General features: G+C 63.9%; 14 protein-coding genes. 10 read left to right on the top strand and 4 right to left on the bottom strand.

Annotation, left to right across the window (positions count from 1 at the left end; translation table 11 throughout):
* Positions 1–5 precede the first annotated feature (5 nt).
* Positions 6–488, bottom strand: a complete 483-nt coding sequence (gene smpB / locus ACLF6L_RS11280; protein ID WP_238615888.1) for an SsrA-binding protein SmpB — start codon at positions 486–488, stop codon at positions 6–8.
* Positions 489–655: 167 nt separating this feature from the next.
* Between smpB and ACLF6L_RS11275 the strand changes: the two genes are divergently transcribed.
* From ACLF6L_RS11275 to ACLF6L_RS11265, 3 genes are read left to right on the top strand one after another with little or no spacing between them, the layout of a single operon-like run.
* Complete coding sequence (locus tag ACLF6L_RS11275; RefSeq protein ID WP_238615889.1) at positions 656–2,047, top strand: sodium-dependent transporter; 1,392 nt, start codon at positions 656–658, stop codon at positions 2,045–2,047.
* A 16-nt stretch (positions 2,048–2,063) separates the two neighbouring features.
* A complete protein-coding gene (locus ACLF6L_RS11270; protein WP_008931974.1) occupies positions 2,064–2,501 on the top strand; it encodes a type II toxin-antitoxin system RatA family toxin in 438 nt (145 codons plus the stop codon).
* The gene (locus ACLF6L_RS11265) at positions 2,491–2,805 is read left to right on the top strand and encodes an RnfH family protein (protein WP_238615890.1); all 315 of its coding nucleotides are present in this window, start codon (positions 2,491–2,493) and stop codon (positions 2,803–2,805) included. Before ACLF6L_RS11270 ends, ACLF6L_RS11265 begins: the two co-directional genes overlap by 11 nt.
* A 26-nt stretch (positions 2,806–2,831) precedes the next feature.
* Here the strand turns inward: ACLF6L_RS11265 and ACLF6L_RS11260 are convergent, their stop codons facing one another.
* Positions 2,832–3,173, bottom strand: a complete 342-nt coding sequence (locus ACLF6L_RS11260) for an outer membrane protein assembly factor BamE (RefSeq protein ID WP_238615891.1) — start codon at positions 3,171–3,173, stop codon at positions 2,832–2,834.
* A gap of 107 nt (positions 3,174–3,280) precedes the next feature.
* Here ACLF6L_RS11260 and fur point away from each other — a divergent pair, with 107 nt between their 5' ends.
* Positions 3,281–3,721, top strand: a complete 441-nt coding sequence (gene fur / locus ACLF6L_RS11255; protein ID WP_238615892.1) for a ferric iron uptake transcriptional regulator — start codon at positions 3,281–3,283, stop codon at positions 3,719–3,721.
* Here fur and recN read toward each other — a convergent pair whose 3' ends face one another.
* Positions 3,722–5,392, bottom strand: coding sequence for a DNA repair protein RecN (recN, locus tag ACLF6L_RS11250; protein WP_412851693.1), 1,671 nt, complete (start codon positions 5,390–5,392; stop codon positions 3,722–3,724).
* Between the two features lie 129 nt (positions 5,393–5,521).
* On the bottom strand, positions 5,522–6,403 hold the full coding sequence (locus tag ACLF6L_RS11245; protein ID WP_412851692.1) for an NAD(+) kinase: 882 nt from the start codon (positions 6,401–6,403) through the stop codon (positions 5,522–5,524).
* Positions 6,404–6,523: 120 nt separating this feature from the next.
* Between ACLF6L_RS11245 and hrcA the strand changes: the two genes are divergently transcribed.
* The 6 genes from hrcA (at position 6,524) to carA (ending at position 13,657) form a co-directional block, all read left to right on the top strand.
* Entirely contained in the window at positions 6,524–7,582 is a 1,059-nt protein-coding gene (hrcA, locus tag ACLF6L_RS11240; protein ID WP_238615895.1) for a heat-inducible transcriptional repressor HrcA, read from the top strand.
* Between the two features lie 97 nt (positions 7,583–7,679).
* Positions 7,680–8,243: a nucleotide exchange factor GrpE gene (gene grpE / locus ACLF6L_RS11235; RefSeq protein ID WP_008931981.1), complete on the top strand. Its 564-nt coding sequence runs from the start codon at positions 7,680–7,682 to the stop codon at positions 8,241–8,243.
* 114 nt (positions 8,244–8,357) lie between these two features.
* Complete coding sequence (gene dnaK, locus ACLF6L_RS11230; protein ID WP_238615896.1) at positions 8,358–10,292, top strand: molecular chaperone DnaK; 1,935 nt, start codon at positions 8,358–8,360, stop codon at positions 10,290–10,292.
* A 125-nt stretch (positions 10,293–10,417) separates the two neighbouring features.
* Complete coding sequence (gene dnaJ / locus ACLF6L_RS11225; protein ID WP_238615897.1) at positions 10,418–11,563, top strand: molecular chaperone DnaJ; 1,146 nt, start codon at positions 10,418–10,420, stop codon at positions 11,561–11,563.
* Positions 11,560–12,372: a 4-hydroxy-tetrahydrodipicolinate reductase gene (gene dapB, locus ACLF6L_RS11220; protein ID WP_238615898.1), complete on the top strand. Its 813-nt coding sequence runs from the start codon at positions 11,560–11,562 to the stop codon at positions 12,370–12,372. The genes dnaJ and dapB overlap by 4 nt, the downstream gene beginning before the upstream one ends.
* Before the next feature lie 142 nt (positions 12,373–12,514).
* Positions 12,515–13,657, top strand: a complete 1,143-nt coding sequence (carA, locus tag ACLF6L_RS11215) for a glutamine-hydrolyzing carbamoyl-phosphate synthase small subunit (RefSeq protein ID WP_238615899.1) — start codon at positions 12,515–12,517, stop codon at positions 13,655–13,657.
* Positions 13,658–13,669 lie beyond the last annotated feature (12 nt).

Raw genomic sequence — 13,669 nt, 5'->3', positions numbered from 1 at the left:
GGCGGTTAGCGGGTCACGGTCTTGACCACTCGGGCTTTCTCCCGTTGCCAGTCCCGCTCCTTCGAGACCGCCCGCTTGTCGTGTTCCTTCTTGCCCTTGGCCAGGCCGATTTCCAGCTTGGCGCGGCCCCGCTTCCAGTACAGGGCCAGCGGCACCAGGGTGTACCCCTTGCGCTCCACCTGCCCGATGAGCTTGTTGAGCTCGGCCCGGTGCAGCAGCAGCTTGCGGCTGCGCATGGGGTCCGGGTGAATGTGGGTGGAGGCGGTGGCCAGCGGGGTGAGATGGGCACCGAACAGCCAGGCCTCTCCGGCCTTGATCAGGACATAGCTCTCACTGAGCTGCACCCGTCCGGCCCGAAGGCTCTTGGCTTCCCAGCCCTCCAGGGCCAGGCCGGCCTCGAAACGCTCCTCGATGAAGTATTCGTGCTTGGCCTTCTTGTTCAGGGCGATGGTGCTGCCGCCCGGGGCATTTTTTGATTTTTTGCTCATCGGGCGATTATAAACGAGCTGTCTGATCCAATGGACTGCCGACATTCGTTTTCCAGTGGCCCTTTTGCCGTGTGCGATACCCGGGGATGTGCGACCGGAAACCGCCGGACGTTGAGCCGTGGCGGTAAATTCCGCAAAATGCGCCGATCGCGTGGGGGAAACCATCAATGAGAAGAGAAAGCTCGATTCATGGCCAGTGGTCCTCGAAGCTGGTCTTCATCCTGGCGGCCACCGGTTCGGCCGTCGGCCTGGGCAACATCTGGCGTTTTCCCTACATCGCCGGAGAGAACGGCGGCGGCGCCTTCGTGCTCATCTATCTGGCCTGCATCCTGCTGATCGGCCTGCCCATCATGATGGCGGAGATCGCGTTGGGCAGACGGGGCCGGCAGAGTCCCATCAACACCATGGCCACCTTGTCCCGGGAGGAAGGACTGCATCGGGCCTGGGGGTTCGTCGGCTGGCTCGGCGTGGCGGCGGGCTTCATCATCCTCTCCTACTACAGCGTGATCGCGGGCTGGTCCCTGTCCTACGTCTTCAGGGCCGCGGGCGGCGCTTTCACCGGTCTGGATGCCGACGGGGTCAGGGGCATGTTCAACGCCCTGGTGAGCGATCCGGAGCGGCTGCTGGCCTGGCATACCCTGTTCATGATCATGAATGTCCTGGTGGTGGCCCGAGGGGTGCGTTCGGGGCTTGAGAAGGCGGTCAAGTTCCTCATGCCCGCACTGTTCGGCTTGCTGCTGTTGCTGGTGGGCTATTCCATGAGCCAGGGTCACTTCATGGAGGGGGTCAGTTTCCTGTTCAAGCCGGACTGGAGTGAGGTGAGCGGTGACACCATCCTGCTGGCCATGGGGCAGGCCTTCTTCACCCTGAGCCTGGGCATGGGCGCCATCATGATCTACGGCTCCTATCTGAGTTCCAAGGCTTCCATCCTCAAGACGTCCGCCACGGTGGTGTCGGCGGATACCGCCGTGGCCCTGCTGGCCGGTCTGGCCATCTTCCCCATCGTCTTTGCCAGCGGTCTGGCGCCCGGTGAAGGTCCCGGTCTGATCTTCATCACCCTGCCCATGGCCTTTGCGGAGATGCCGGGTGGGCTGATCTTCGGCACCCTGTTCTTCCTGTTGCTGGTCACCGCGGCCTGGACCTCGTCCATTTCCCTGATGGAGCCGGCGGTGGCCTGGTTGGTGGAGAACCGGGGCTTTGACCGGCCCATGGCAGCGGTGATCGTGGGCGGCATTGCCTGGTTCCTGGGGTTGGGGACCATCCTGTCATTCAGCCTCTGGTCCAATCCCATCGGCTTCAGCCTGACCATCGGCGGCGAGGCCACCTTCATCGGCGGCACTCTGTTCGAGATGGCCGATTACCTGACTTCCAACATCATGCTGCCCCTGGGGGGGCTGCTGATTGCCCTGTTCGTGGGCTGGCGGATGACCCAGCGTTCCGTGGAGGATGAGCTGGGCCTGCACAGCCGGGTACTTTTCAAGGCATGGTATTATGTGCTGCGCTTCGCCGCCCCGATCGGCATCCTGCTGGTCTTCCTCAAGGCGGTCAATCTCATCTGATAACCAGGGGAGCTTCATGCCTTCCATAAGTCGTCATGCGCTGGTGCCCTACACGCCCAAGGAGATGTTTGATCTGGTGAACGACGTGGCGGCCTATCCGCGCTTTCTGCCGGGTTGCCGCAGCTCCGCGGTGCTGTTCGCCAATGAGGATGAGGTGAAGGCCAGCATCGAGCTGGCCAAGGGTGCCGTGCGCAAGTCGTTCACCACCCGCAACCGCCTGCAGCGCAACAAGATGATCGAGATGCGCCTGGTGGAGGGGCCGTTCCGGCATCTGGAAGGCTTCTGGCGCTTCGATGCCATGAGCGATACCGCCAGCCGGGTCTCCCTGGACCTGGAATTCGAGTTCTCCAACCGGATCATGAGCATGGCCTTTGGCCCGGTGTTTCACCAGATCGCCAACACCCTGGTGGATTCCTTCGTCAAGCGGGCGAGGGAGGTCTACGGTGTCCGATGAACGTCTCCGGGTGGAGGTGGCCTACGCCCGCTCCGACCAGCAGTGGGTGCTGGAAGTGTCCCTGCCCCAGGGGGCGACGGTGGAAGATGCCATCCGTCAGTCCGGTATCCTGGACAAGGTGCCGGAGATCGACCTGGCGGTGAACAAGGTCGGTGTCTATGGCAAACTCGCCAAGCTCAATGCCGCGCTCCATCATCGCGACCGGGTGGAGATCTACCGGCCGTTGATCGCGGATCCCAAGCAGGTGCGCAAGAAGCGCGCCGCCGAAGGGAAGGTCATGAAGAAGGGCGCCGGGGAGGCCTGATCGCCTCCCCGGCATGCCGGGATCGACTATGTTTGCGCCACTTCCCGCAAGCCGCTGTCCTCAATCCTCGACACCAGGCCGTCCTCGAAGAAGATGATGACCCGTCGATGCACCGCCGTGCCGTTCCCTGGACGATGGTAGTACACGTAATCCCATCGGCCATCGCCCTGGAAGGGGTCCCTCAACAGCGGCTCTCCCAGCAGAAATCGGACCTGTCGTTGGGTCATGCCGATCTGAACCTGTTCCAGTCGGCTCTCCTCGATGGCATTGCCCTGTTGCACGTCCGGCCGGTGCACGGACAGCAGTCCGCTGCCGCAACCCTGCAGTAATCCGCCAATGAGGATAGAATAAAGAATCAGTCTTGCCATAATTGCGTCCTGTAGGCCGTGAGTTGCAAGATGGGCCACGTTCCGAAAACCAATAGCGCGGGATTCTACACCAGGTGTCGGATCATCTCGCATGGAGATCAACTCCCATGGAAACCCAAGAGCTCAAGAAGGCCGGACTCAAGGTAACGCTTCCCCGCGTGAAGATCCTGCAGATCCTGGAGACTGCGGAAGACCACCATATGAGCGCCGAGACCATTTATCGCCAGCTGTTGTCGGCGGGCGAGGAGATCGGTCTGGCAACGGTCTACCGGGTGCTGACCCAGTTCGAGGCGGCCGGCCTGGTCAGTCGTCATCATTTCGAGGGCAATCAGGCCGTGTTCGAGCTGGAGCGCGGGCGTCATCATGATCACATCGTCTGCGTGAAATGCGGGCGCGTGGATGAGTTCGTGGACCCGATCATAGAAGAACGCCAGAGGGCGATTGCCGACAAGCTGGGGTACACCATCCAGGACCATGCCCTGATCATCTACGGTGAGTGCAGTCAGGGCGGTTGCCCCAAAAAGCAGGCGGCCGACGGCGCGGATTGATCAACTGGTTGCTGCCCGGGTGATCATTTCCCGGGCATGGGCCAGGCTCTGTTCGGTGATCTCGACGCCACCGAGCATCCTGGCCAGCTCCTGTACCCGGTGCTCGTCCACCAGTGAGCGGATGCGCGTGGTGGTATGATCCTTGCCTTTGTGCTTCTTCACCTGCAGGTGCCGGTGGGCCTGGGCCGCCACCTGAGGCAGATGGGTCACGCACAGCACCTGCCGATGCCCGCCCAGGCTGCGCAGCTGACGTCCCACCACTTCGGCCACGCCGCCGCCGATCCCCGTATCCACTTCGTCGAAGACCAGGGTGGCGATGGGCAGGGCGTGGGCCGCGATCATCTGGATGGCCAGGCTGATGCGGGAGAGTTCACCGCCGGAGGCCACCTTGGCCAGGGGTTGGAGGGGTTGCCCCGGGTTGGCGCTGACCAGAAATTCCACCCGATCCATGCCGTGGGCCGATGGCTGTCCCCTGCCGTCATCCTCCACGCTGCAGGCAAACCGTCCGCCTTCCATGCCCAGCGCCTGCATGGCCTGGGTGACGGCCTCCGAGAGTCTTTCCGCCGCCCGGCGGCGGGCGTCCGAGAGTTCGGCTGCCTGACGCAGGCAGGTTTGCAGCGCCTGTTCCACCGCCCGGGTGAGCGCCTCCAGGTTTTCACCGCCTTCCTCCAGTCGGCCCAGTTCCGTTTCCAGTGTTTCCAGCAGGCGGGGCAGGGCCGTGGGGTCCACCCGGTGCTTGCGGGCCAGATCCTGGACGGCGGCCAGGCGGGATTCGAGGAAATTCAGCCGTGCCGGATCCATGTCCATGCCGTCGGCATAGCGGCGCAGCCAGTCGGCGGCCTCGCGGATCTGTATCTGGGCGGCCGCCAACAGTTCCCTGGGTTCCGCCAGGCGGCTGTCCAGGGACTGTAGATGTTCGATGTCGGTGCAGAACCGTCCCACCACGGATTCGGCGCTGCCGTCGGCTTCATAGAGGCCCTGGTAGGCGGTTTCGGCCATCTCCAGCAGGCGCCCGGCATGGGCCAGGCGGCCGTGTTCTTCCTCGATCCGTTCCAGTTCCCCCTCCGCCAGGTCCAGGGCCCTGAGTTCGTCGGTCTGGAATCGCAACAGGTCCCGGCGGGCCGCCCTGGCTTCGCCGTCCTCGCTCAGTTCCGCCAGGCGTCGGGCGGCCTTCTGCCAGGTGCCGTGATCACGGGCCATGGCGGCGAGTCGCTCCGGGTGGTCGGCGTAGTCGTCCAGGATGCGGCGCTGGACTTCCCGTCGCAGCAGGGACTGATGGGCATGCTGCCCATGGATGTCCACCAGCATCTCGCCCAGGGACTTGAGGGATTGGAGGGTCACCGCCGAACCGTTGATCCAGGCTCGGCTCTTGCCGTCCCGGGCGATGACCCGCCGGATCAGGCATTCTTCCGTGTCCAGGTCCTGTGACTCCAGCCAGGCACGGGCCTCCGCCTCCCGGCTGATGTCGAAGCGGGCGCTGATCTCGGCCCGTTCCGCGCCGTGGCGCACGGTGGTGCTGTCGGCCCGGTCGCCCAGTACCAGGCCCAGGGCATCCACCAGGATGGATTTGCCCGCCCCGGTTTCCCCGGTCAGCGCGGTCATGCCCGTGGACAGGTCCAGGGTCAGTTCATCGACGATGGCGAAATCTCGGATCTGGATGTGGGTCAGCACGGTCGGGATTCGCGGTTGGGGGTTATGGGCATGTCGAGGGTGACGGCCCGGGTCACCGTGAGAGGGTAAAGAGTAAATCTCCCCGAAGGAAGGGGGGAGCAGGGATTTTATTGTATGTTTGAACAGTGCTCAGGGTTGTTCCCCCCAGCCCAGTTTCACCCTCAGGATCTGCAGGTAGTCATAGCCGGTGGGGTGGATCAGACGCAGTTTGCGGGGTTTGGGCTCGATCACGATCCGGTCCAGAGGCTCCATGTCAAAGGTGTCCTGGCCATCGAAGGCCACCTGGGCCAGGGTGCGGCTATGCTCGTTGACGGCGATCTCGATGCGGTTGCCGGCGGGGACCACCAGGGGGCGATTGCTCAGTCCATGGGGGCAGATCGGCACCATGACCACGGCCTCCAGGCAGGGAGAGAGAATGGGGCCGCCGCCCGACAGGGCATAGGCGGTGGAGCCGGTGGGGGTGGCCACCACCATGCCGTCGGCCCGCTGGGTGTTGACGAAACGGCCGTTGATCCAGGTGTCGAACTCGATCATGCGCACGGCGTCACGAATGTGCATGACCACATCGTTCAGGGCATCCTGGGCCGCCACCACGTCATCCCCCCGCATCAGGCGGGCATGCAGCATGCTGCGTCGGTCCTCCACATAAAGGCCGGACAGGATCTCGTCCAGCCGCCCCAGCATCTCGTGGGGGGAGACGTCCACCAGGAAGCCCAGGCGACCCGCATTGACACCCAGCAGCGGTACCTCGGCATCCACCAGGGTACGGGCCGCGCCCAGGAAGGTGCCGTCACCACCCACCACGATGGCCAGGTCCGCTTCGGCGGCCATGTGTGCCCGTGTCACCGGCTCACCGGCGGAGGTGTCATCCAGCCAGGGCAGCACGCTGTCATCCAGGAGGATGCGGCGCTGATGGTGCTGCAGATGCCCGATCAGGGCCTCCAGGATGTGTCCCAGGCGCTGTTCCTGGGTCTTGGCAATGATGCCGATGGTGTGGAAAGAAGGATTCATGCAGGGGATTATGGTGGAAATGCGTGGCGGGTGGCGAGTGCCGGCAGGCTAGCCACCCGCCGTTTCCTTGAGTAACATGCGGTGTCTGGCACTCACACTCAACGAGTGCCAGGGTGGACCATGAAGACATCCCCGACAACACAATCTCAGGCTCTTTCCGAACGTGCCCGGCTGCTGCTGCGGGCGCTGGTGGAGAGCTATGTGCGCGACGGACAGCCGGTGGGCTCCCGTACCCTGGCTCGTACCGCCGGTCTGGATCTCAGTCCCGCCTCCATCCGCAATGTCATGGCGGATCTGGAAGACCTCGGGCTGGTCAGCTCTCCTCATACCTCGGCGGGACGGATTCCCACCTCCCTGGGTTATCGCCTGTTCGTGGATTGCCTGCTGGAAGTCAAACCCCTGGACAGTGCCGAGGTGCGCGCGCTCAAGCAGCGCCTTACCCCCGACATGGACACCAAGGCCCTGGTGGAGTCCGCCTCGGACCTGCTTTCGGCCATCACCCAGATGGCCGGGATGGTCAGGGTGCCGCGGCGGGATCATGCCGCCCTCAGTCAGATCGAGTTTCTCAAACTGTCCGGGCGCCAGGTGCTGGCGATCCTGGTGATGAACAAGCGGGAAGTACAGAACCGCATCCTGGAGCTGGAGCGGGAGTATTCCCACGCCGAGCTGCAGCAGATGGCCAATTATCTCAATCAGCATCTGGCCGGGCGCGACCTGCGACAGGCCCGGGAGCAGGTGCTCAAGGAGATGAAGGCTGTCCGCGAGCACATGAACACCCTCATGCTGGCCGCCATCGAGCTGGGCGAAAAGGCCTTTTGCGACGACGAGGGCGGCGATGATCTGGTCTTTGCCGGTCAGATCCACCTCATGGACTACGCGGAACTTTCCAGCGTGGAGAAATTGCGCAACCTGTTCGAGGCCTTCAACGAAAAAAGGCAGTTGCTCACCCTGCTGGACAGTTGCATCAGTGCCGAGGGGGTCCAGATCTTCATCGGCCAGGAGTCGGGGCATCAGGTGCTCGATGACTGCAGCGTGGTGACGGCTCCCTACAGCGTGGGCGGCCGGATCGTGGGCGTGCTGGGGGTGATCGGCCCCACCCGCATGGCCTACGAACGCATCATTCCGGCGGTGGACATCACCGCCAGGCTGCTGGGCGCGGCCTTGAATTCCCGTAACTGAAGTCCCACATACGAAGGCATGCCCTCACCGGGTCATCAGCGGTGAGAGGGGCTTTTTTGCCGAATACACCAAAGACATGAGCAGATCGGAGTTTTCCATGGCGAACGAGGAACAAGTCGATAAACCCCAGCATGAACAGGCGCCCGCGGCCCCTGAAGAGACGACGCCGGAATTCAGCCCCGGGGCACTGCTCAAGCAGCTTGAAGACGCACAGAAACAGGCCCAGGACCACTGGGACAAGCTGGTGCGCGCCCAGGCGGAGCTGGAAAACCTGCGCAAGCGCATGAGCCGGGATGTGGAAAATGCCCACAAGTATGCCCTGGAACGTTTCGCCGGTGAGCTGCTGCCGGTGAAGGACAGCCTGGAAATGGGCCTGGATGCCGCGCGCGGCGAGGCCGACCTGAACAAGATTCGCGAGGGTACGGAGCTGACCCTGAAGATGCTGGAGCAGGTGATGGCCAAGCAGGGCATCGAAGTGGTGGACCCCGCCGGCCAGCGCTTCGATCCGGAGCGCCATCAGGCCATGTCCATGCAGGAAAATGCCGAACTGGAACCCAACACCGTCATGACCGTGCTGCAGAAGGGGTATGCCCTCAATGATCGTCTGCTGCGCCCCGCCATGGTGATCGTCAGCAAGGCACCGGCGGCCGGCAGCGAATGACCCCGAGGGACGGATTTTTCGCCGGGGCTTGAAAAGGCCCGGCGGCACCCCCATCAAGCGGGTAATCCCGGATTCACGGCATTGACAGAAACCTGAACACTTTTGGAGACACACATGGGCAAGATCATCGGTATCGACCTGGGCACGACCAATTCCTGCGTCGCCATCATGGAAGGCGGCAATGCCAAGGTCATTGAAAACGCCGAGGGCGGTCGTACCACCCCCTCCATCGTGGCCTTCGCCGAGGACGGCGAGGTGCTGGTGGGCCAGTCCGCCAAGCGCCAGGCGGTGACCAATCCCCAGAACACCCTGTTTGCGGTCAAGCGCCTGATTGGGCGCCGCTTCGAAGAACCCGAAGTGCAGAAGGACATCAAGCTGGTGCCCTACAAGATCGTCAAGGCGGATAACGGCGACGCCTGGGTGGACGTGCGCGGCAAGAAGATGGCCGCTCCGGAAATCTCCGCCCGCGTGCTGCAGAAGATGAAGAAGACCGCCGAGGACTACCTGGGCGAGCCGGTCACCGAGGCGGTGATCACCGTGCCGGCCTACTTCAACGACTCCCAGCGTCAGGCCACCAAGGACGCCGGCAAGATCGCCGGCCTGGAAGTTCGCCGCATCATCAACGAGCCCACCGCCGCGGCCCTGGCCTACGGCCTGGACAAGAAGCGCGGTGACAGCAAGGTGGCGGTCTATGACCTGGGCGGCGGCACCTTCGACATCTCCATCATCGAGATTGCCGAAGTGGACGGCGAGCACCAGTTCGAGGTGCTGGCCACCAACGGCGACACCTTCCTGGGCGGCGAGGACTTCGACTCCCGCCTGATCGAATACCTGGCGGCCGAGTTCAAGAAGGAGCAGGGCATCGACCTGACCGGCGACCCGCTGGCCATGCAGCGTCTGAAGGAGGCCGCCGAGAAGGCCAAGATCGAGCTTTCCTCCAGCCAGCAGACCGACGTCAACCTGCCGTACATCACCGCCGACAACACCGGACCCAAGCATCTGAACATCAAGGTGTCCCGCGCCAAGCTGGAAGCCCTGGTGGAAGAGCTGGTCAAGCGCACCATCGAGCCCTGCAAGGTGGCCCTGAAGGATGCCGGCCTGTCCGTGTCCCAGATCGACGACGTGATCCTGGTGGGCGGCCAGACCCGCATGCCCAAGGTGCAGGAGGCGGTGAAGGACTTCTTCGGCAAGGAACCCCGTCGCGACGTCAACCCCGACGAGGCGGTGGCGGTGGGCGCCGCGATCCAGGGTGGCGTGCTGGGCGGCGACGTCAAGGACGTGCTGCTGCTGGACGTCACGCCCCTGTCCCTGGGTATCGAGACCCTGGGCGGTGTGATGACCAAGCTGATCGAAAAGAACACCACCATCCCCACCAAGGCCTCCCAGGTGTTTTCCACCGCCGAGGACAACCAGACCGCGGTGACGGTGCACGTGCTGCAGGGTGAGCGCGAAGTGGCCCATGCCAACAAGTCCCTGGGTCGCTTCGATCTGGCGGATATCCCGCCGGCTCCCCGTGGCGTGCCTCAGATCGAGGTGGTGTTCGACATCGATGCCAACGGCATCCTCAATGTGTCCGCCAAGGACAAGGCCACCGGCAAGCAGCAGTCCATCGTCATCAAGGCCTCTTCCGGTCTGAACGATGCCGAGATCGAACGCATGGTCAAGGATGCCGAGGCCCATGCCGAGGAAGACAAGCGTTTCCACGAACTGGTGGGCGTGCGCAATCAGGCGGACAACCTGATCCACTCGGTGGAGAAGACCCTCAAGGACATGGGCGACAAGGTGGAGGCCGGCGAGAAGAGCGCCATCGAATCCGCCATCAGTGCCCTGCGGGATGCCATGAAGGGTGACGACAAGGCGACCATCGAGGACCGCACCCAGAAGCTGGCCGAGGCCTCCGGCAAGTTGGCGGAGCGCATGTATGCCCAGCAGGCCGAGGGTGCCGCCGCCGAAGGCGCCGGTGATGCCCAGGGTCAGGCCGGTACCAAGGGTGCCCAGGACGATGTGGTGGACGCCGAGTTCGAAGAAGTGGACGATAAGAAGAAGTAACGGCCAAGGCCCGTCCCAGGACGGGCCTTTCCCACTGCATCCGGGTCCGTTGACCGGCAGGTGCCCGCAACCGGGGCATGTGCCGGTCCACGGGCTTTCACGTTTCTGCAAGACCCACGGTAATCATGGCAAAACGCGACTATTACGAAGTCCTGGGGGTGGCGAAGAACGCCAGCGAGGACGCACTCAAGAAGGCCTTCCGCCGGTTGGCCATGAAATATCATCCCGACCGGAACCCCGGCGACAAACAGGCGGAAGAGCATTTCAAGGAGGCCAAGGAGGCCTACGAAGTGCTGTCCGATGCCCGCAAGCGGGCCGCCTATGACCAGTTCGGTCACGCCGGCGTGGAAGGGGCCGCCGGTGCCGGCCGTGGGGGACCGGGAGGCGCCAGTTTCAGCGATATCTTCGAGGATCTGTTCGGCGACATCTTTGGTGGTGCCGGTGGTCGCGGCGGCAGCAATGCCTTCCGCGGCGCGGATCTGCAGTACAACCTGGAGATGACCCTGGAAGAGGCCGTCTTCGGCACCGAGGTGAAGATCCGTGTGCCCACCCTGGTGACCTGTAAGGCCTGTCACGGTTCCGGTGCCGAGCCGGGTACCAGCCCCGAAACCTGTCCCACCTGTAACGGGGTGGGGCGGGTGCGCATGCAGCAGGGTTTCTTCTCGGTACAGCAGACCTGCCCCCGCTGTCGCGGTACCGGCAAGATCATCGCCAAGCCCTGCGGGAGTTGCCGGGGGCAGGGCCGGGTGGAGGAGCGTCGCACCCTGAGCGTGGCCATTCCCGCCGGTGTGGACAGCGGCGACCGTATCCGGCTGTCCGGAGAAGGGGAAGCCGGTGTCAACGGCGGACCGTCCGGGGATCTGTACGTGCAGGTCCATGTCAAGCCCCACAAGCTGTTCACTCGTAAGGGCAGCGACCTGTTCTGCGAAGTGCCCATCAGCTTCGCCGTCGCCACCCTGGGGGGCGAATTGGAGATCCCCACCCTCAAGGGTCGGGTGGCCCTGAAGATCCCCGCCGAGACCCAGTCCGGCCGCCTGTTCCGCCTCCGGGGCAAGGGCGTCAAGTCCGTGCATGGGGGTGCCGAGGGCGACCTGATCTGCAGCGTCAAGGTGGAGACGCCGGTGAATCTCACCAAGGAGCAGAAGGAGTTGCTGGAGCAGTTCGATGCCGCCATGAAGGCGGGCGGCCAGAAGCACAGCCCCCAGCATGAGGGCTGGCTGGACGGGGTGAAGGGTTTCTTTGAAGATCTCAAGTTCTGGAGAAAGTCATGAGCGCGGTACGCGTAGCCATTGTCGGCGCCGGTGGGCGCATGGGGCGCACCCTGATCGAGGCGGCGGTCCTGGCCCCGGGGCTTGAGCCCACCGTGGCCACCGAGATGCCGTCCAGCAGTCTGCTGGGGGCGGATGCCGGTGAACTGGCGGGCCTGGGGCGCCTGGGGGTGACCCTGGAGGCGGACCCGGCGGCCGCCGTCGACCGGTTCGATGTGTTGGTGGACTTCACGCGTCCGGAGGGCAGTCTGGCGCATCTGGAAATCTGTCGTCGGGCGGGCAAGGCGATGGTGATCGGGACCACCGGATTCACCGACACACAGAAGGCCGTGATCCGCAAGGCCGCCGAAGAGATTCCCGTGGTCTTTGCACCCAACATGAGCGTAGGGGTCAACCTGTGTCTCAAGCTGCTGGATCTGGCGGCCCGGGTGCTGGGTGACGAGGTGGATATCGAGATCGTCGAGGCCCATCACCGGCACAAGGTGGATGCCCCTTCCGGTACCGCCCTGCGCATGGGCGAGGTGGTGGCGGATGCCCTGGGGCGTGACCTCAAGACCTGCGCCGTCTATGGCCGGGAAGGGGTGACGGGCGAACGGGATCGGCAGACCATCGGTTTCGAAACCATTCGGGCCGGTGACATCGTCGGCGAGCACACGGTGATGTTTGCCGGTCTGGGGGAGCGGGTGGAAATCACTCACAAGGCTTCCAGCCGCATGACCTTCGCCAAGGGCGCCATGCGCGCCGCCGCCTGGCTCAACGGCCGTCCGGCGGGGTTGTACGACATGCAGGACGTGCTGGGACTGGCCGGATAGGGCGTCTCCCCAGGCAGGGGCTTCATTGGACGAAATGGCCCTGATCCGCTAGAATTTACGCCATTCAACAGGTCTTGAAATCCCTGACAGGGCTGGTTGGGTCTCCCAACCCGCCCTGTTTCTATGTGTGCCGGAGGACTCTTTGAGAACCACACCCGCCTTGCTGGCTTTGGAAGATGGCAGTCTGTTTCACGGTTACGCCCTGGGTGCGGAAGGAACCACCGTGGGTGAAGTCGTGTTCAATACATCCATGACCGGTTATCAGGAAATCCTCACGGATCCTTCCTATTCGCGTCAGATGGTGACGCTCACCTATCCCCACATCGGCAACACCGGTATCAATCCCGAGGACGAGGAAGCCGAAGGCCCCCAGGCCGCCGGACTGATCGTCCGCCATGTGCCCGAGCGCATGTCCAACTGGCGTGCCACCGAAACCCTGCCCGATTACCTCAAGCGCCACGGCATCGTCGCCATCACCGGCGTGGATACCCGTCGCCTGACCCGTCTGCTGCGGGAAAAGGGTGCCCAGAACGGCTGCATCATGGCCGGCGAGGTGGACGAGGCCAAGGCCCTGGAAGCTGCCCGCGCCTTCCCCGGCATCAACGGCATGGATCTGGCCCGGACCGTCACCACCGATACCACCTTTGAGTGGACCGAGGGTGGCTGGAGCCTGGGTGAAGGCTATCGGCAAGAACCCGTCGAGCGCCCTTTCCACGTGGTCTGCTACGACTTCGGCGTCAAGCGCAACATGCTGCGTCTGCTGGTGGATCGGGGTTGCCGTGTCACCGTGGTGCCCGCCACCAGTACCGCCGAGGAGATCCTGGCCCTGAATCCGGACGGTGTCCTGCTTTCCAATGGTCCCGGTGATCCGGCGCCCTGTGATTACGCCATCCGCGGCATTCAGGGGCTGCTGGAAAGAAACATCCCCCTGTACGGGATCTGTCTGGGGCATCAGCTGCTGGGGCTGTCCGTGGGTGCGAAGTCCATGAAGATGAAGTTCGGCCATCATGGCGCGAACCATCCGGTTCAGGATCTGGCCACCGGCAAGGTGATGATTTCCAGTCAGAACCACGGCTTTGCCATCGACGAGAAGACGTTGCCGGCCAATGCCCGGACCAGTCATCGTTCCCTGTTCGACGGTACCCTGCAGGGCATCGAACTGACCGACCGGCCCGCCGTGAGTTTCCAGGGCCATCCCGAGGCCAGTCCCGGCCCCGAGGACGTGGCCCCGCAGTTCAATCGGTTCATCGAGATGATGAGAGCCCGTCGGGGTTCCGGCGCCTAGTCCTGGTTCCGC

Source organism: Ectothiorhodospira shaposhnikovii (genome assembly GCF_047222355.1).
Classification (GTDB): Bacteria; Pseudomonadota; Gammaproteobacteria; order Ectothiorhodospirales; family Ectothiorhodospiraceae; genus Ectothiorhodospira.
Note: the sequence above shows the minus strand (reverse complement) of the source record. Positions and strands in the feature narration are given on the sequence as shown.